Source organism: Salinicoccus jeotgali (assembly GCF_055379195.1).
Map to the genome: position 1 here is coordinate 1,431,198 of NZ_AP043830.1, position 19,479 is coordinate 1,450,676.

Here is a 19,479-nt window from a genome sequence, read left to right on the forward strand (position 1 = left end):
CATCGGGAGTGTGCACTGATTTCCACCAAGCATCAGCTCTCTATATTCCACAAATCCGACTACTTCTCTGCCAATCGAATAATATCAATTTACAGAAATGATATATTTCCCATTGTGAAAAGTCAAGGGCAAAATCTATTTTCTGTATCGATATTACTGCAACTACAGCCTTTTAACATTAACTCACTTTGTTTTTTATGTGTTATAATGACCGATGATAGGAGGTAAAAATGAATAAGATTAACGACTTTTTAGATTATATTAAACACCTCTTTTCCAAAGGAGAAAAGACTTCCAACAAGGAAAAGGCTGAAAGTACTACATTCAAAGAAAAATTGAGCCATACCAAAACCCGCTTCAAAAAAGCGGGTTCCCCAATAAGAATATCATTCTTCACCGCCTACGATACCATCTGGAACATTATTCTGTTTACCGTATTGGCAGTAAGCCTGATAGCCATCTTTGCCTTCAGTATCGGAGTAGGCTACTTCGCTTCTTTGGTCAACGATGAAGAGATCCAGCCGGTAGATGAGATGAAGACTGCGCTCACTGAAATGACTGAAAGTACTACCGTGGCTTTCGGCTCCGGCGAATCGCTCGGTACACTACGGGCAGACCTCATCCGCGAGCGAGTCGACTATGAAGATATCAGTCCAAATGTCATTGAAGCTCTTGTGGCGACTGAAGATGAATACTTCTACGAACATAATGGCGTGGTCCCGAAAGCATTTCTGAGGGCCACGCTTCAGGAATTGGGAGGCTCTGAATCAGGTACAGGAGGCAGTACACTCACCCAGCAGCTTGTAAAGAACCAACTGCTGACGAATGAGTCGACTTTCGACCGTAAGGCAACTGAATTGCTTCTCGCTTTCCGTGTCGAGAAAGTGCTCTCAAAAGAAGAGATCCTCGAATCCTACTTGAATGCAGTTTCTTTCGGCCGCAATGCAAACGGTCAGAATATTGCAGGGGTCCAGGCCGCTGCTGAAGGGATTTTCGGCAAAAATGCAGATGAATTGAACCTTGCTGAAGGAGCCTTCATAGCGGGGCTTCCTAAAAACCCCTATGCCTACACTCCTTTCATGCAAGGCGGTAAGGTAAAAGATGAGGAGTATCTGCAACCAGGTAAAAACAGGCAACTCTTTGTTTTGAAGCGCATGCTTCTGGAAGATAAGATCACTCAGGAGGAGCATGATGAGGCAGTCGAATATGACATCTATGGTTCCTTGACGGACAGTGTGACGGTACCGAACCAGAACTATCCTTTCCTGGCAGATGAAATCGAAAGGCGCAGCGTGGACATCCTCAAGTATTACCTTGCAGAAGAAGATGGTTTGACTCGGGATGATGTCGACAGCACACCCCTGATCAACCAGGAATATACCACTAAGGCAGATTCTGCGCTCCGCAACAAGGGGTATCATATCGACACCACCATCGATAAGTCAATCTATGACAAGATGCAGGAAGTCAAAGATAACGCCCAATTTTATGGTTCCCGCAGCAGCCTTGATTCGACGGATGCCACAGAAGAGACAAAAGAAGAAACTCTGGAGCATGAACTTGGTGCAATATTAAAAGATAATCAGACGGGGCGCATACTCGGATTCATTGGTGGGCGCGACCACGACCGTTCATCCATCAATCATGCAACCCAGACTTCAAGAAGTGCCGGATCGACGATGAAGCCATTGATCAACTACGGCCCGGCGCTGGATAAAGGCTTGATCACTCCTGATACTGTATTGTTGGATAAATTCTTTACTATAGAGAGTCTGAATTATAGCCCAAAAAACTATGACGCAGACAAGGAATTCGGTCTCGTTTCAGCGAAACATGCTTTAAGCAACTCCTATAACTTGAGTACATTACGGTTGTGGGCCGAAGTCAAAAAGCACAATCCTGAAGAATACTTTGAGAAGATGAACATCCCTCTACCGGACGGGGCGACCAATAATCCTTCACTTCCACTTGGCACCAACGACATTTCCGTTGAGAATAATACTAACGCTTTTTCAACGTTCGCCAACAATGGAGAGCTTGTTGAAAGTTATATGATCGAATCCATTACAGATCCTTCAGGCGAAAAGATTTATGAAAATGAAAGCACATCAGAACAAGTGTTCAAAGATTCTACCGCTTATCTTATGACGGATATATTGAAGGAGACCCTCCAAACAGGTTCCGCATATTATATAAAAGATTATTATAATAGTGTTAAGGGCACCTATGATTGGGCAGCTAAAACCGGAACATCGAACAATTTCGTCGACTCCTGGTTTATGGGCTATAACCCGAAAGTAACCCTTGGCGTGTGGATGGGTTATGACCGTAATATCCCACAAGTTGCAAACCAGGATGCCGAACAGCATCTCCACATCTATAATTGGAGGAATCTTGCACAGGCACTCACAGAAATAGCGCCTGATAAGATGGGCGCCTACGAACGCTTTGAACGTCCTGATTCGGTCAGGGAAGAAACGTTCTGTGCCCTTACCATGGAACTTGAAGATGATTGTGAGAAGAAACTCGATAAGCCGATTAAAGGGCTTATCGCTGAAGACACACGTTTTGAAGATAAAAGCAGCCTGAATGACCCAGCAATCATGGACCGCATGGGAGATGACTTTGACTCCGGCCTTAGTGCATCGGATCTGATGGGTACTGTGACACGCTCCTATGACGACATATATCGGGTCGGTGGAAGCGAATCAAAAAGTAAAAGCGACGATGAAGATGAAGATAATGAAGATGATTAAAAGTTCATAGCGTAAAACTGCCTCCGGGCCCTCCAGATGAAGTGAAGTATCTAGAAGGCCCGGAGGATTTTCAATTATAATATAGAGAGAATTTTTACTAAAAAATTACATAAAAAGAAGGGCTGATTTACCAGCCCTTCAACACAACATTTCTTTCATATCAATGGTTCCAAAACTTGTTTTCCAATGTTTGCCACATTTTCAAGTGTTAGAAAAGTCCTTTTGAATTTCCCTCCGAATCTACATCCATGTTAACTGCAGAAGGCACTTTTGGAAGTCCTGGCATGGTCATGATATCCCCTGTTAGGGCTACTACGAAGCCCGCTCCTGTCTTGGCAATCACTTCTCTAACAGTAACCTTGAATCCAGTTGGACGACCGAGGAGTGAGGGATCATCGCTTAGCGAATATTGTGATTTGGCCATGCATACAGGGAAATCGCCCCAACCATGACGGTCGATTTCAGCCAACTGCTTCTTAGCCTTGTCCGTAAAGATTACACCGTCTCCCCCGTAGACTTCGGTGACAATCTTCTCTATCTTCTGGTCAATCGGCAGTTCATTTTCATATAGCTGTTTAAAGTTCTGAGGCTCATCAAGTACTTCCATCACCTGTTCTGCAAGCTCGACGCCCCCTTCTCCACCAAGTTCCCAAACTTTCGTCAAGGAAACCCTCACATCCTTAGATTTGCACCAGGATAGCACAAAATCCCTTTCTTCATCTGTGTCAGTGACGAAATCATTCAATGCCACAATTGGTTCCACCCCGAATTTGCGCGCATTTTCTATATGCTTTTCGAGATTTACGATCCCTTCTTTCAAAGCATTGACATTCGGTTCCCCAAGATCACTCTTGGCTACTCCACCATTCATCTTCAATGCACGGATGGTCGCTACCAGAACAATGGCATCCGGAGCGAATTCGCCCTTCCTGGCTTTTATGTTCATGAATTTCTCCCCACCGAGATCAGAACCGAATCCGCATTCAGTAACTACTATATCTGCAAGTTTTCTGGCAGTATTCGTTGCTATGAGCGAGTTGCACCCATGGGCGATATTTGCGAACGGTCCGCCATGGATCAATGCCGGCGTACCTTCCATCGTCTGCACCAGATTCGGCTTGATTGCTTCTTTCAGCAGCAGTGCTAAGGCACCTTCCACTTCAAGTTGTCCTACTGTCACCGGCTCCCTGTCGTAAGTATAGCCGAAAACAATTTTGGATAATTTATCTTTCAAGTCGATCAGGTCACTCGCAAGACAGAGTACCGCCATGATTTCACTCGCTACAGTGATATCGAAACCGTCTTCCCTCGGCACCCCTCTTGAAGGGCCTCCGAGTCCGACCACCACTTGCCGCAAGGCACGGTCATTCATATCGAGTACACGCTTCCATGTTACGCGTCTTGGATCGATATTAAGCTTGTTTCCATGGTGTATGTGGTTGTCGATGAATGCTGAAAGTGCATTATTGGCAGTAGTTATTGCATGAAGGTCCCCGTTGAAATGAAGATTTATCTCTTCCATCGGAAGCACTTGTGCACGTCCGCCTCCAGTAGCTCCACCTTTAATGCCCATAACAGGTCCGAGTGAAGGTTCACGTAATGCAACCATCACATTTTTTTCGAGCTTATTGAATGCATCCGCCAAACCTACAGTACAAGTCGATTTCCCTTCCCCGGCCGGGGTTGGATTCATTGCTGAAACAAGTACGACTTTTGAATCCTTCTCATTCCCTTCTATTTTATGTATATCAATTTTAGCTTTATATTTTCCATACATCTCGAGAGCATCGTGGGGAATATTTGCATTTTCAGCTATCTCTTCGATACCTTTGATATCCACTTCTGCGGCAATTTGTTGATCAGTCAATTGTGCCATATTTACATCTCCCTCTTAAGTATTATCTTATCCTCATTACATATCCATTATGCCATAATTCACAGAAAATTGCCTCTGATATCATCAGAGGCAATCAATGATCAATCATCATCCATTGAAGATAAATCACCTGCAGGTAGATCAAGTTCCCAAGCCTTCAGGACACGTCTCATGATTTTACCGCTACGTGTCTTCGGCAGTTTATCCTTGAATTCTATTTCCCTTGGTGCAGCATGCGCCGCCAAACCTTCTTTGACATATTTACGGACTTCTTCCTTCAACTCGTCTGTCGGTTCGTACCCTTCACGCAATGCAATGAATGCTTTGACGATTTCTCCCCTTACAGGATCTGGCTTGCCGATGACTCCCGCTTCCTGTACTGCTGGATGCTCCACCAGCTTGGATTCTATTTCAAATGGCCCAACACGCTCACCAGCAGTCATGATGACATCGTCCACGCGCCCTTGGAACCAGTAGTAGCCATCTTCATCCTTATATGCAGAATCTCCTGAAACATACCAATCTCCAATGAAGTAGGATTCATACTTGGCATCATTCTTCCATATTTTACGCATCATCGCTGGCCAGCCACTCTTCATTGCCAAGTTACCCATACGGTTTGCTGGCAGTTCATTGCCTTCATCGTCAATGATGGAAGCTTCGATTCCAGGTAATGGTTTACCCATCGAGCCGCCTTTGATGTCCATGGACGGGAAGTTGACGATCATATGCGCACCCGTTTCGGTCATCCACCATGTGTCATGTATCCTTAAGTTGAATACTTTCATCCCCCATTTGACGACTTCCGGATTAAGCGGTTCCCCAACGGACAGGACATGGCGCAAGGAAGATAAATCAAAATCATTGATGATTTCATCCCCTGCCCCCATTAGCATACGGAATGCTGTAGGTGCACTGTACCAGATGGTGACTTTGAGGTCTTCGATGGCACCATACCATGCTTCTGGAGAGAATCTTCCCCCTACTACAACGTTTGTGGCACCATTCAACCATGGCGCAAAAATTCCATAAGAAGTACCCGTGACCCAACCTGGATCTGCTGTGCACCAATATACATCATCTTCTTTAAGATCGAGTACATACTTGCCTGAAATATAGTGCTGGATCATTGCATACTGTACATGCAATACACCTTTTGGCTGACCAGTAGAACCACTTGTATAGTGGAGAATCATACCATCTTCCTTATCCAGCCATTCAATTTCAAAATCTTCTGAAGCATTATTATAACTTTTATTGAAATCGATGTATTTATCTTCTACATCGTCTCCTACGACAATGACTTTTTCTAAAGAAGGCAAATCGTCGACTGGGATTCTTGGTAGCAGCTCAGGTGTTGTTACAATGACTTTAGCATCACTGTTCTCAAGTCTATCCCTTACCGCCTTTTCCATGAAAGCCTCGAACAATGGACCAACGATTGCACCGAGTTTGAGTGCGCCCAACAGCGTGAAGTAGAGTTTGGGGCTTCTTGACATGAAGATGAAGACCCTCTCCCCTTTCACGACTCCACCCTCATCTTTTAGGATATTCGCAGCTTTGTTCGACGCCTTCTTCATATCTTCGAAGGTAAACGATGATTTGTTATCTCCATTCTTATAATGGAGCGCCACTTTATCACCACGACCGTTATCCACATGCTTATCGATTGCTTCATAAGCCATATTGAACTTGCCCGTTTCATACCAGGAGAAGTTCTTCTCGACTTCTTTCCAATCATGGTTTTTTACCGCTTCTTCATAATCCTTCAAGTTAGGATTTTGATCTGTTGCTTCATAAAGTTCCACGTCCATAATCTTAACTCCCCTTTTGTGTTTTCACTTTTACAATTCTTATTATATAATAGAATAGTAGCATATTTCAAAATAATTAAAATAACTTTCCAGGAGGTCTTCTTTTTGCGTCACATAAAGGCATACAATAAAGAAGAATATGACACGCAAAACCAATCATTTATCATAGAAGGACCGCTGACCGAAAAAGAACTTGAGCAGTTCACATATGATGATGGTCTTGATGCATTCCGCCGTCCTGCTGAACAGTTCGATGCATTAAAGGAAATTGCAGAGCTTGAGGAAGGAAGGATTATAATCGCACGCCTTAAAGACCATATCTTAGGCTATGTGACTTTCCATCACCCGGATCCCATGGAACGTTGGTCTGATGGTAATCTGCCTTATATCATGGAACTTGGAGCGGTTGAAGTCACTCTTAGCTATCGCGGTTTCGGCCTTGGCAAACAGATGCTTAAACATGCCATGAAAGACAATTTCATGGAAAATTACATCATATTGACTACAGAGTACTATTGGCATTGGGACCTCAAAAATAGTGGCCTCGATGTATATGAATATAAAAAGCTCATGATTGATTTTATGGCAAGTTCCGGTTTTGAAGTCTTTCAGACGAATGACCCCGAAATAACAGGCCACCCGGCCAATACACTCATGGCACGCATCGGTGAAAATATAACCAATGATCAGATGATGGAGTTTGACAAGCTCAGATTTAAAAATAGATTTTTTTTCTAGGAGGTTAAACATGCTAGTAGAAAGAATTATGACCAGCCCGGTTAAGACACTCTCACCGGAGCATACTATAGAAGACGCCTTGAATATGATGAGCACATATTCATTTAGACATATTCCAATTGTCGATGGTAATGGAGGCCTTCAAGGTATAGTGTCCGACCGCGATGTGAAGCTGACACTACCCTCAGTACTGTCTGATGATGACCCTGACTTTACGTTGAAAGTTCCGATATCGAGAATTATGCGAAAAAGGGTAACCTACTGCCACCCTTTGGACTTTGTTGAAGAGATAGCCCTCGATTTCTATCATTACTCCATCGGGGCGATACCAGTGCTCAGGAATGAGCAGGTTGTCGGCATCATCACGCAAAAGGACATGCTAAACACTTACTTGGAACTTACGGGTATAACTGAACCCGGCTCAATCATTGAAGTGGACATTGAAGACCGGACTGGCGTCATCTACGATATCGGTAAAGTTTTTAAGGATCTGAACATAAAGATAATCAGCATTTCCGTCTATGGAAATAAGGAAAAGAAAGGGTATAAGACAATTGTTCTCAGGGTGCAGGCGATGAATCCACAAAAAGCCATAGATACTCTTAAAGGTAAAGGGTTTTCAGTGCTTGAACCTTCTGAGATGGGCCAATGACGAAACCAATCTATATCTATGATGATTCATTGCTGAAATATCGCTTTAGTTCCACCCACCCTTTCAATCAAATGCGGGTCAAGATGACAACCGACCTACTCACCATGTCCTCACAACTCAATGAAGCTGACATTATCAAACCTCGTGATGCCACTGACGCAGAACTTGGCCTGGTTCATAAGCAGGATTATATGGATGCGGTCAAACAGGCGGGGGAAGGCAGATTGTCTCCTGAAAAAATGGAAAGTTATGGCTTGAACACAGATGACACACCAAGTTTTGAGGGAATGCATGAAAAAAGCCGTATGCTGGTCGGTGCTACATTGACTGCTGTTGATGCAGTGATGGAGGGGCGTGCCAAAAAGGCCTTAAGTCTTGCCGGTGGCCTCCATCACGGATTCAGCGGTAGAGCAAGCGGATTTTGCATCTACAACGATTCGGCTGTCGCTATAGAGTATATGCGCCAAAAATATAATCAGCGTGTGATGTATATTGATACGGATGCCCACCACGGTGATGGTGTCCAATGGATATTCTATGACAGCAATGAAGTCATGACTTATTCCATCCACGAAACGGGACGGTACCTATTCCCGGGTACTGGCAGCCTTACAGAACGTGGCACGGAAGAAGGTTTTGGATTTGCCGTCAATCTTCCAATTGATGCATTTACAGAAGATGAATCTTTCCTTGAAATCTTCAAGGAAACGTTGGAGGCTGCCATCATTAAATTTAAACCGGACATATTATTCAGTCAGAATGGTGTGGATGCACATTACAGGGATCCGATGACGCATCTTTCAGTGACTTCAAACACATTTGAGGAGATTCCAAGATTCGTCAATGAGATGGCAGATAAGTATACGGATGGAAAATGGATCGCAGTTGGTGGTGGCGGTTATAACCTATGGCAGGTCGTACCCAGGATGTGGGCGCAGATATGGCTTGCCATGAATGATATTCCTCCTTTACGGGGGCGGTTGCCTGAAGCATTCATCACCAAGTATGAAAGCAAATGTCCAGTTGACTTCCCAGTCCTCTGGGAAGACGATTTCAGTGATTATGATGATATACCCAGGCGGCGAGATATCAATGAAAAAAACAGGAGTATGCTCTCACGTGCCATGCTTCATATAGAAGATCAGTAAGGATACTCGGATATATGTGTTTTATGTGTATTTTTTAGCTGTGATATGGTTATACCGAATATTCATACCCATTACGACAGATGGGCATAAGAAAAATTTTGAACCTTATTTTGTCATTCACCATCAAAAAAACGGCTCGGAAATCCTAATTTAGGATTTCCAAGCCGTTTTCCGCTTCAGAGTTTGCCTCAGTGCGTTTACTTTGTAGTGGACCGATATTCAATTTTGTATGGGAGGATGACATTCGCTTCTTCAATCGGTTCATCCTTCATGTACTTCGTCAACAGCCTCATCCCGACAGCTCCGATATCGTAAAGCGGTAGAGCTATGCTTGATAAGGATGGACGCGACATATTGACCAGTCTTGTGTTGCTGCAGCTGATAATTTGTACATCAGCAGGCACCTTAAACCCTTCATCCATATAGGCATGAAGAATACCTATTGCAGTCTCATCACTCATGGTAATGATGACATCAGATTCAACAGTACGCAATTTCTCGAATATTTCTTTTCCAGACTGATAGTCTTCACCAGTCGAGAATATCAATTCATTTCTGAAATTTTTTCCTTTTTCCTTATAGGCAGCTTTAAGCCCTTCCTCAATATGCTGTTCAAGCTGCTCAGAATAGGAAGCTTTGACAAAACTGATCTGGGCGGCTCCTTCTTCAAAAAACTTCAAGGATGCTTCTTTAATTGCTTTGTGATAGTCAATATTGACTGAAGGCAGATTCTCATCCTTCTCACTTGTTCCACAGATGACTACAGGAAGATGCGAGCGCTTGATATCATCCAAAGTTTCGTCATTCAATGCACCACCCAAAAAGACGATGCCATCCACTTGTTTACTGATGAGACTCAAAAAGGCATCGCGTTCCTTTTCCGGATCATTATCTGTATTGGTGATGATGACCTGATAATTATACATTTCTGCTATATCATCCAATCCTCTTGCCAAAGAGGAATAGTATAGATTGGAGATATCAGGAATGATGACACCGACTGTTGTCGTTTTCTTGCTTGCCAGACCGCGTGCTACAGCATTAGGTCGATAATCAAGACGCTCGATGACGTCTTTGACTTTCTTTCTGGTATCTGGTTTAACATTGGGATTCCCATTTAATACCCTAGAGACTGTCGCCATCGAGACTTTGGCTTCCCGGGCAACATCATATATTGTAACCGTCATATTGCACCCCCGCGCGCTTTCTGAAAGCGCTTTTTGTATTATGATAACACGAAGAACAGCAATTAGTCACTGTTATGAGATGTTTTGATGAAATTTATCAAACTCCTCAAGTGTCATCTGCTGAGCCTGATCGCTAAGGGCATTTACAGGATCTGGATGCACTTCAGCCATTATGCCATCCGCACCTGCTGCAAGGGCAGCATTGGCACAGTCTGCCATGATTTCCTTAACTCCTGTTGAATGCGTAACATCAACCATGACAGGAAGATGAGTTTTTTGCTTAAGCAGTGGTACAGCAGAGATATCAAGGGTGTTTCGTGTCATCTTTTCATAAGTCCTTATGCCACGCTCACATAATATGACATTACTGTTGCCTTCTGAAAGTATATATTCGGCAGCCATCATAAACTCTTCTATTGTTGCACTCAGACCCCTTTTCAGAAAAACTGGTTTGTCGGATCTTCCAACAGCTTTCAATAATTCGAAGTTCTGCATATTGCGTGCACCAATCTGGAACATGTCCAAGTAAGGCTCGGCCAGTTTAACATGTTCAGGCGCTACAATCTCACTGATCACTTTCAGATTATAAGTCTCCTTGATCTTCAGTAATATTTCCAGACCCTCTTTGCCAAGACCTTGGAATTCATAGGGAGATGTACGCGGTTTGAACGCCCCTCCCCTTAAAATATCGAAACCTTTACTTTTCATGTGTTCTGCTACTGTCGCCACTTGATCGAACGATTCTACTGCGCACGGCCCGAAAATATGTACAGGAGAACCTTCACCTATCGACACATCGCCTACTCTCACAACAGTGTCCGTAGCTTTGGTAGATCTTGACACCAACAAAGGTGTTTTCCCTTTAGACTCGGCTGTAAGATTCAGGAGCGCCTCCATTCCTTCTCGTGAACCGAGCTCGCCAGCCAACTGTTCCAACCTTTTAAAATGATCAGTCATGTTGAAGGATTCTGGTTTGTCTAGCATTAATTCATGCCGTTTTTGAAAAAGTTCAAGCAATTCAATATCCGTATCCAAAATGGCTTTTTCAATATCCTTGCTTTGTCCATTCATGTTTTCACCTCATAAAATTAACCACATGCATGTACATGTGGTTAGTAGAAGAATGCCATCATATTATTACTATTTCTTATCTCCGTCAAGTGTTTCCTCGAATTTAGATACATCAACCGTTCTTACATCGTCACGGCCAGGCTCTTGGACTTCTTCCTGAATTGCATCTTTTTGAGCTTTGACGGCAGATTCGTCAAGGGATTTGACTCTCTGCTTTTCCTCTTGCTCACCTTTTTTTGCTTTTATCTCATCTTTGGTTTCATTAACTTTATTGCTGAGCTCTTCTTTTTTTTCTTGAGCCTTTTCCTTCAGACCACCCTGTCCCCCACCGGTTTCAGAGTTCAGGCCTTCTGAGAGCTTCTGGGTCTGCTCGGAGATATCATCCCTAAGCGCATCGCCAGATTTTGGTGCCAGTAATAAACCGCCGACTGTACCTACAATTAAACCGACAGCCAGGCCGACAGTGAAATCCCTGCCGGTCGATTGATGGACTTGTTCTTCATACTCTTCAACACCATGAAGGTGACGGTCACGGTTATAGGTTTCCATATATAAACCTCCTGTTATTTACGATCTTGTTCAAGACCTGCATTGATGCGGTCTTCATCTACATTATCGCTTTCTGTTACCGCTCGATTTACAGCGACCGGAAGATTATCCGGATCTGTTTCTGCTGTTGCAGAATATTTCGTGTTAAAAGCACTATTGCGCTTTTGTCTCATCTGCCATTTGTCGGCAACTTCCATCGCTACGTTTGACCATTGGACGACTTGCGAAATCTTATCTTCATTTTGGGAAATGTTATGTGTAATGGAGTTTGTCACTCTATCTACAGATTCATTAAGATTCCCCATGGAATTACCGATGCCTTGGACTGCATCCACTACAGAATTGAGTTTTGCAGATTTACCCTGAACATCTTCAGCAAGACGGTTCGTCTTATGAAGCAGGTCTGTCGATTCCCTAGTGATGCCTTGTATCTGACCTTCTACACCATCAAGTGTTTTTGCAACATGATCCAGATTCTTCTTCACTGAAAACAGTACTACCGCCAGTGCGATACAAAGAATCAGAAAAGCAATTGCAGCAATGCCTGCAGCAATATATAAAACTATTTGCCAATCCATTCCAACGCCTCCATATTCATTTATATTTGATTAGTCATACTTAAGATTAACCCAAAACATACGGGTGTAAACATGATTCATCCCTATTATGATAATAACTCTGTAAATCTCTTCTCATATTTCTGTATATCTCCCGCACCCATGAATATTATTACGGCTTCCTTGTGCATATTCAACTTCCCGATATCTTCTTCATCAAGGAGTTCAGCTCCTGGTATGAGCGCCACAAGATCCCGACTTGATAGGCTGCCCGCGTCTTCACGTGCGGAACCAAAGATATCCACTATATAGGACTTGTCGGAGCCGGACAATACTTCTGCAAATTCCTTAAGGAATTTTTCGGTTCTTGTAAATGTATGCGGTTGGAACACCGTAACGATTTCCCTTCCGCTATACTTTTTTCTGGCCGTTTCCAAAGTAGCCCTGATTTCACGGGGGTGGTGTGCATAGTCATCCACTATCACCATTCCATCTTGGTAGGTTTCGCTGAAACGCCTTTTAACCCCCCCAAAAGTGGTGAATGCTTCTTTAATGTTGGTCATATCCAAGTCTTCTAAGTAACTGACGGCTATGACAGCTAAAGCGTTTAAAACATTATGGTCTCCATGGAGGGGAATAAGGAAGTTGTTCAGGAATTCTCCTTTAAAATAGACGTCAAAAACCGTCCCATTGCTATTTGACTCTATATTATCAGCATAGAAATCGTACTCTTGCCCTATCCCATAGAAGTAGACAGGCACCTGATAGTCGATCTGCTGCGCATAATGGTCTCCACCATAAGCAATGACTGCTTTTTTCACCTGGGAAGCCATATCGGAAAATGCATCTATAACATCATCCAAGTCTGTGAAGTAGTCGGGATGATCGAAATCAATGTTGGTTATAATTGCGTAATCCGGATGGTAGCTTAGGAAATGACGTTTATATTCGCACGATTCAAAAGCGAAATATTCACTACTCTCAAGTCCGAAACCTGTGCCGTCCCCTATCAGGAATGTAGTGTCCACATCCCCATTCATAACATGGCTGAGAAGTCCCGTGGTCGATGTTTTACCGTGGGCCCCCGTGACTGCTATCGATGTAAACTGATTCATGAATTCAGATAAAAATTTATGGTATCTGATGACTGGATACCCGAGTTCATGAGCCTTTTTAATTTCTTCATGCTCGTCATTGAATGCATTGCCGGCAATATACGTCACACCTTCGACAATGTTATCGGCACTAAAAGGCAATATCAAGATGCCCTTATCTCTAAGTTGGTACTCTGTAAACACTTCTTTTTCTATATCTGATCCTTGGACCTGGTGCCCAATATCATGCAGAACTTGTGCTAAGGCACTCATGCCTGCTCCTTTGATTCCTATAAAATGATATTTTTCCATGAGACCACCACACTTTCATAAAATCTATTCATTTTCTCATTCCCTTGATGTGGGAAAATATCCTCTGCTTGATTTCCGGGGTCAGAACGCCTGCGTTGACTCGTACAGGCTGATTGGAAATTGGGATTTGAACCAGCATATCGTTTCCTTCTGCAAGTTCATTACTGCCATCGATCACCTTCGATTTTTCATCCTTAAACGACAGACGCGTCTGCATCTGTTGAAGCAGCTCGAATCGGATTCCAACATCACTTCTTGAATGGTTCAAGATCAAGTGCATTCCAAGCGGTTTGCCTTTTTTAAGCAGTTGGACGATTGCCCGTATCGCTTCAGGATTATTGTACTCGAACAAGTCAGATAAATCATCAATCACTACTACTATGACACTCTTTTTAGCATCATTGCTGACCCTTTGGTTATAACTGCTCAAGTTCCGCACATTCGCTCTTCTGAACTGGTTATGCCTGTCGTTCAGTTCATTGAGGGCATCTTCAAGTACCGTCTTGTCCCCAATTGACTTAGGTGTGCTGAACATGTGGGGCAAATCTTTGTAGGCGTCATAATGCGCCTTATCAGAAGCCACATGAATCCGAAACTCATCGGGGCTATGGTTCATCAGTAGGGAGACGAGTATATTGTCGATGACTGATGAGGTCTCTGCTTCATTTCCACCGTAAAGCAGGATATGTCCGGCTTTTGGCAGAAGGAAGCTGAAAATTTGATCGTCGACGGTTTTGCCCATGACGAACTTGTAATCATTTTTGCGAAGTCTAAGGCTGCTGGATGTAAAGAGTGTGGCGAAGGAAATGGGATAAGGTTCAGGTAGCATGAACTCTATCCCGATATTCGATGTGCCTGTAATCGGTGCTATTATCTTCATATCATCAAATGGTAGATATGGCAGTAGATGTTCTTTAAGCTTACCGACTACATTCAGCCTGAAATTCCGGTCCAAAGACAGTTCATAGCGGGCGGTTACACCATTCGTCTTGACATCACGCAGACGGGTCGGCACACCAATGGCCTGGAACGCTGAAACGATGACATCCCCCAGGCCTTCATCCCTCAACTCATACTGGCCATCCTTTTGCTGTCCCAGAATTTCGAGCGGCGGCAAGGTGTTTTTTGGTCCACTGCGTTTCACAGGGCGGTTAGGTGCGCTTTGTGATTTCTTTTTATCATAGGGCGTCATGATGACATTAAAAGGAGTTGATGCTTTAACCGAGTTTTGTTCATCAGCCTCTTTACCATCGTTTTCTCCAGATGAACTATAGGTCAACTTTCCAGGAGCAGTTCGCATTCCCTTCTTTTGTAGCGGGCCCTGATATTGGTTATGCTGAATTTTCGCCTTCTTTTTCTGGCGTCGTGCCCGTTCTTCGCGCTGGCGTTTCAATTCCTCGACGAGTGGAGACACATAGCCTCCATCTTTTTTTTCTTTTGCTTTTGCCTCGGATTCTTCTTTCTGATCCGGTTCGTGACCTTTTTTTGTTCCATGGATCGCAGAAGGCACTTCACGGGCTTTACTTATCGTGAACTTCGATGCACGGCGTTTCCTGGAATTATGCTCATCCAACAGAATCTTCTGTTGCTGTTGTCTGATCAGATCTTTTGAAGGTTCGTCAAAATCATCTGGGCTGCTTTCGCTACCCTTCGCCTCGTCGCCTATATCCAGCGGAAACCTGAAGTTTTCGCTGCTTGGATTTCTGTCTTCGAAATCACGACTGAATCGTCTTCTCCTTCTTCCTCTATCCACTTTCATCACCCTTATTTAACTTCAAATGGTTGTGATACTTCATAGCTGTCGTCCAACACATAAATTCCTTTGACACCATCATCCTCGAGGTTGAGTTCTTTCTTCGAACAGATCATCCCCGATGATTCCACGCCTCTTAATTTAGAAGGCTTGATATACATCCCGTCCGGCATCACTGCGCCGACTTTAGCGACCACTACAAGTTGGTCTTCACTTACGTTAGGTGCCCCGCATACTATCTGCAGCGTTTCATCACCGACGTCCACTTGACATACATTCAATTTATCAGCATCGGGATGAGCTGATTTCTGTATCACTTTTCCGACTACGAACTTTGGTGATAGATCTGGTTGGATTGTTTCCAGTCCGTCCTTCTCAAGTAGGTTATTGATTTCCTGAACAATATTTTCATCAGGCTCTATATTGACATCATCGGGCATAGTGATATGTTTTGAAGCATTGAATATATTCAATCCTATGATCCTATTCCCACTTTTAATGATTGTAACATCATCATGATACTCATAGATTGGATCATCCGCTTTTTCAAAGGTAACAAGTAGTACATCACCGACGTGTTTCCTGTTATATGTCAATTTCATTCTTCTCTACCTCTTTTATTGTTCTGTTGTTTCCCGAGTATGAATACCGGCTGCAGTTTGTCGCCATCATAGGAGAAGGACAGCGAAGTGATTGGTGTCAACCCTTCGGCGAAATACTGCATCATCATTTGTGCCATCACATCATAGCCCACATTATTTTTGACATCTGCGATTATAAGGACGTCCTGATGCGGTAAACCGACCATCATTTCACCTTCCATACTGTGGTACATTTCTCCGAGGAAGGCGTCATTCAGGATCCTGGTCGCATCATAGCCATCATTGTGGTTGATGAAATAGAAATCATTTTCCTGGATTGTATCCTTTTTGTAACTGATGGGTAATTTCTCAAGGTTTTTCCAAGCGAGTTTCTTTAAAGCTGCTTTATCGATGCCTAAGGAGTTGAGCAGTTCTTCATCAATCAGACGGTAGCTTTTCTCAAAATCGAGGGCATAATAGATATTTGTTTCATTTGTATGGTCATCTGTTATGAAAGGCAATCCACTTTTAGTTTCTTTATGGAAACTCGTTGACCTTACAACAGGATAGATGGCATTCTCATCGAGTGTCAATTCGCCTTCTTTCATTCGCTCGAGAGTTTCATCGATATAATACACCACTTCATCGACGAATTTATCATCCTTCTTTGCTTTGTCCACGGCTTTTGATAACGCAATATCCAATCCTTTGCCATTGTCAATGCGCTCCACCCTCAGCATTTCCTCTTCGCGATCAAATGCTGTCTGAAAATCATCACGCTTCTCCTTTAATTTCTCGATGATTCTGTCTCTAAGCTGAAAAATATTCATAAAAAAACCTCCACATCTGATTCTAATCTCATGTTCCCAGTTTAAGTGTCTGATCCCCTTCTTTTATCAAGCCTATACGTTTAAGCAGGATATAGAATATCAGAGTTACAACGGCTGGTAAAATAATTTGGAAGATCAGGATAAGTAACAGTACTTCCATCGTCGGCCCCATGGTTTCTATGGTCATGATCTGTCCAACAAGCCCGCTTGTGCCCATCCCGGCACCGGCAGCATTATTTTCCATCGGAAAGAATACGGTCATGATAGGGGCGATGATTGCACTCGCAAGGATTGGAGGCATAAGGATAAATGGATTCAACAATACATTAGGCACTTGGAGCATTGATGTGCCGAGGCCGATGGATAATACACCAGAAAAACCATTGTCCCGATACCCCGTCACAGCAAGACCCACCATATGACAGCAACAGCCAATGACTGCAGCTCCCGCAGCAAGTCCGCTTATATCAAGCATCAGGGCAAGGGCAGCACTCGATAATGGGGCCGTCAATGTAATGCCGAATATGACTGCTACCAGCATACCCATCACAAATGGACGCTGTTCCGTGGCAAAGACGATTACATCGCCCATGCCAGTCATGAAATCACCGATTACAGGTCCAATAAAACGCGCCACACCGTATCCGATGATAAGGGTGAAGAGCGGTGTCAATATAATATCTATTCTGGTCCTTCCAGCATATAGTCTGGCAATCTCTATAGAGGCGATGCTCGCAATATAACTACCTGCAGCCCCACCCATGTCATAGGCTGCATAACTGATCGCCACCACAGTGAAGATGACAAGAGGTGGCGCCTTCAAGCCGTATCCGATTGCGGCCCCTATGGCAGCTCCTGCCATGCTCATCGCCACAGCCCCTATCTCCCTAAAACCTGAAAGGTAAGGGATATATGTGCCGATGGTATCAATGATGAGGCCGATGATCAGTGATGAGAACAGACCGAGTGCCATAAAACTCATGCCATCTATGAACCATCTCCTAAGAAGCGTCCTCATCAGTGTCCTCTCAACTGTTCAACCTTTTGGGCGTCAATACCCTTCACAAGCTCCATCAGCATCTTCCTCGCTTCAAGATAGTCATTCCTATTGATGATTGAGTGGCTCGTGTGTATGTAACGTGCCACAATCCCAACCACTGCACTCACCACTCCATCATTGGCAACATGGATGCTGCCTGCGTCCGTGCCGCCTGGGGACTGATAGTATTGATATTTGATATCGTTCTCTTCCGCCGTGCTGATCATATAGTCGCGCATCGGTTTGGATAGGATCATTGTGCGGTCCATTATTCTCAGGAGGGTTCCCTCACCCAGTTTCCCAATGTCATCATTTTTACCCATCATATCATTCGCCGGGGAACAATCCACTACAAACGCGATGTCTGGCTGTATCATGTTGGCGCTTGCTTTTGCCCCTCTGAGCCCTACCTCTTCCTGGACATTCGCGCCGACGTATAAGTCACAATTAAGCTCAACATCCGCCAGTGCCTCGAGCGTCTCTATCGCGATCAGACAGCCGTAGCGGTTGTCCCAGGCTTTGGCGAGAAGTTTGTCCTCATTTTCCATCACTTGGAAATCCACATCTGGTACAACAGAATCTCCTGGATAGATGCCCATTTCCTCTAGTTCTTCCCGGCTATCTGCTCCGACATCAAGCAACATATCCTCGATCTTCACCATATTGCCTTTATCGTCCCTTTTTCTGAAGTGGACGGGCACGCTGCCTATAACCCCTGGAATCTCTCTGTCCCCAGAAGCCCTCACTTTAAACTTATGGCTAAGCAGTACATCATTCGACCATCCCCCAAGCGGAGTGATCTTCAATAGACCATTGTCGGTCGTTTGGGTAATCATGAAGCCCACTTCATCCATATGGCCTGCTATCATCACTTTAGGCGCATCTTTCACTTTGGATTTTTTAAGTGCAAAAATGCCTCCTAGACCATCTTGGATGATGTCATCCGCCAAAGGTGCCATTTCTTGTTTCATATAAGCGCGTACCTGATCTTCAAATCCCGGTGCGCCATGAAGTTCTGTCAATATTTTCATTCTCTCGAGAGTGTTGTCTGTGACTTTCATTACAATTCCCCTTTTCATGATCATTTGACACATAAATATGATAAAATTATTGCGATAGGAGGTCATACCATGCCATCTAGAAACATAAAGATTTCCATAGCTATTCTTCTTGCGCTGCTTCCCGCCCTTATATGGATCAGGATGAACAAAAACATCCACCCCCATGCCATCCTAGCAGAGTTACGTGCTCAATATGATGACATTACATTTATCTCACTTGACTATAGCCCTTCAAAGAAGAAGTTCCTCGGTCTCGAACGCGATGTCTACACTGGCCGTTTCCATACAGGAGAAGGAGATGCGACAAGGCGTTACCAATTTACTGCCGATGCTTATACAGGTGAAATGATGGAAGCTGTGGAACTGTAGTTCCCCAGCTTTTTTATTTTTCCATACCTTGAGAAACAATGGCGCCATTTACATTTTATCATTATTCATTGAGGAAATACACGACATAAAAA

The 19,479-nt window shown here is 43.8% G+C and carries 17 protein-coding genes; 5 read left to right on the forward strand and 12 right to left on the reverse strand.

Annotated elements, in window-relative coordinates; translation table 11 throughout:
* Positions 1–230 precede the first annotated feature (230 nt).
* The gene (locus ACZ43I_RS07195) at positions 231–2,756 is read left to right on the forward strand and encodes a transglycosylase domain-containing protein (protein WP_344702581.1); all 2,526 of its coding nucleotides are present in this window, start codon (positions 231–233) and stop codon (positions 2,754–2,756) included.
* 208 nt (positions 2,757–2,964) lie between these two features.
* Here the strand turns inward: ACZ43I_RS07195 and ACZ43I_RS07200 are convergent, their stop codons facing one another.
* The gene (locus tag ACZ43I_RS07200) at positions 2,965–4,632 is read right to left on the reverse strand and encodes a formate--tetrahydrofolate ligase (protein WP_344702579.1); all 1,668 of its coding nucleotides are present in this window, start codon (positions 4,630–4,632) and stop codon (positions 2,965–2,967) included.
* Between the two features lie 101 nt (positions 4,633–4,733).
* Positions 4,734–6,446, reverse strand: a complete 1,713-nt coding sequence (gene acsA, locus ACZ43I_RS07205) for an acetate--CoA ligase (RefSeq protein WP_344702577.1) — start codon at positions 6,444–6,446, stop codon at positions 4,734–4,736.
* A 105-nt stretch (positions 6,447–6,551) separates the two neighbouring features.
* Between acsA and ACZ43I_RS07210 the strand changes: the two genes are divergently transcribed.
* The 3 genes from ACZ43I_RS07210 to ACZ43I_RS07220 are packed head-to-tail and all read left to right on the forward strand — an operon-like array spanning position 6,552 to position 8,984.
* Complete coding sequence (locus ACZ43I_RS07210; protein WP_344702575.1) at positions 6,552–7,184, forward strand: GNAT family N-acetyltransferase; 633 nt, start codon at positions 6,552–6,554, stop codon at positions 7,182–7,184.
* Between the two features lie 10 nt (positions 7,185–7,194).
* Positions 7,195–7,836 carry a CBS and ACT domain-containing protein gene (locus ACZ43I_RS07215; protein WP_344702573.1) on the forward strand — a complete coding sequence of 214 codons (642 nt, stop codon included), beginning with the start codon at positions 7,195–7,197 and terminating at the stop codon, positions 7,834–7,836.
* Complete coding sequence (locus tag ACZ43I_RS07220) at positions 7,833–8,984, forward strand: acetoin utilization protein AcuC (RefSeq protein ID WP_344702571.1); 1,152 nt, start codon at positions 7,833–7,835, stop codon at positions 8,982–8,984. Before ACZ43I_RS07215 ends, ACZ43I_RS07220 begins: the two co-directional genes overlap by 4 nt.
* Positions 8,985–9,181: 197 nt before the next feature.
* Here ACZ43I_RS07220 and ccpA read toward each other — a convergent pair whose 3' ends face one another.
* From ccpA to ACZ43I_RS07270, 10 genes are all read right to left on the reverse strand, one after another.
* Positions 9,182–10,171 (reverse strand): catabolite control protein A, encoded by a 990-nt coding sequence (gene ccpA, locus ACZ43I_RS07225; RefSeq protein WP_344702569.1) that lies wholly within the window; start codon positions 10,169–10,171, stop codon positions 9,182–9,184.
* A gap of 72 nt (positions 10,172–10,243) precedes the next feature.
* Positions 10,244–11,242: a bifunctional 3-deoxy-7-phosphoheptulonate synthase/chorismate mutase gene (locus ACZ43I_RS07230; RefSeq protein WP_344702567.1), complete on the reverse strand. Its 999-nt coding sequence runs from the start codon at positions 11,240–11,242 to the stop codon at positions 10,244–10,246.
* Positions 11,243–11,311: 69 nt separating this feature from the next.
* Positions 11,312–11,791 (reverse strand): YtxH domain-containing protein, encoded by a 480-nt coding sequence (locus tag ACZ43I_RS07235; RefSeq protein ID WP_344702565.1) that lies wholly within the window; start codon positions 11,789–11,791, stop codon positions 11,312–11,314.
* A 14-nt stretch (positions 11,792–11,805) separates the two neighbouring features.
* The gene (locus ACZ43I_RS07240; protein ID WP_344702563.1) at positions 11,806–12,369 is read right to left on the reverse strand and encodes a DUF948 domain-containing protein; all 564 of its coding nucleotides are present in this window, start codon (positions 12,367–12,369) and stop codon (positions 11,806–11,808) included.
* An 86-nt stretch (positions 12,370–12,455) separates the two neighbouring features.
* Positions 12,456–13,754, reverse strand: a complete 1,299-nt coding sequence (murC, locus tag ACZ43I_RS07245; protein ID WP_344702561.1) for a UDP-N-acetylmuramate--L-alanine ligase — start codon at positions 13,752–13,754, stop codon at positions 12,456–12,458.
* 28 nt (positions 13,755–13,782) lie between these two features.
* A complete protein-coding gene (locus ACZ43I_RS07250; protein ID WP_344702559.1) occupies positions 13,783–15,507 on the reverse strand; it encodes a DNA translocase FtsK in 1,725 nt (574 codons plus the stop codon).
* 11 nt (positions 15,508–15,518) lie between these two features.
* Positions 15,519–16,109: a YtpR family tRNA-binding protein gene (gene ytpR, locus ACZ43I_RS07255; protein ID WP_344702557.1), complete on the reverse strand. Its 591-nt coding sequence runs from the start codon at positions 16,107–16,109 to the stop codon at positions 15,519–15,521.
* A complete protein-coding gene (locus ACZ43I_RS07260; protein ID WP_344702555.1) occupies positions 16,106–16,918 on the reverse strand; it encodes a DUF1444 domain-containing protein in 813 nt (270 codons plus the stop codon). The genes ytpR and ACZ43I_RS07260 overlap by 4 nt, the downstream gene beginning before the upstream one ends.
* A gap of 28 nt (positions 16,919–16,946) precedes the next feature.
* The gene (locus tag ACZ43I_RS07265) at positions 16,947–17,936 is read right to left on the reverse strand and encodes a PTS sugar transporter subunit IIC (protein ID WP_344702553.1); all 990 of its coding nucleotides are present in this window, start codon (positions 17,934–17,936) and stop codon (positions 16,947–16,949) included.
* Entirely contained in the window at positions 17,936–19,018 is a 1,083-nt protein-coding gene (locus ACZ43I_RS07270) for a M42 family metallopeptidase (RefSeq protein WP_344702551.1), read from the reverse strand. Before ACZ43I_RS07270 ends, ACZ43I_RS07265 begins: the two co-directional genes overlap by 1 nt.
* A 69-nt stretch (positions 19,019–19,087) precedes the next feature.
* Here ACZ43I_RS07270 and ACZ43I_RS07275 point away from each other — a divergent pair, with 69 nt between their 5' ends.
* The gene (locus tag ACZ43I_RS07275; protein WP_344702549.1) at positions 19,088–19,387 is read left to right on the forward strand and encodes a hypothetical protein; all 300 of its coding nucleotides are present in this window, start codon (positions 19,088–19,090) and stop codon (positions 19,385–19,387) included.
* The last annotated feature ends 92 nt before the right edge of the window (positions 19,388–19,479 follow it).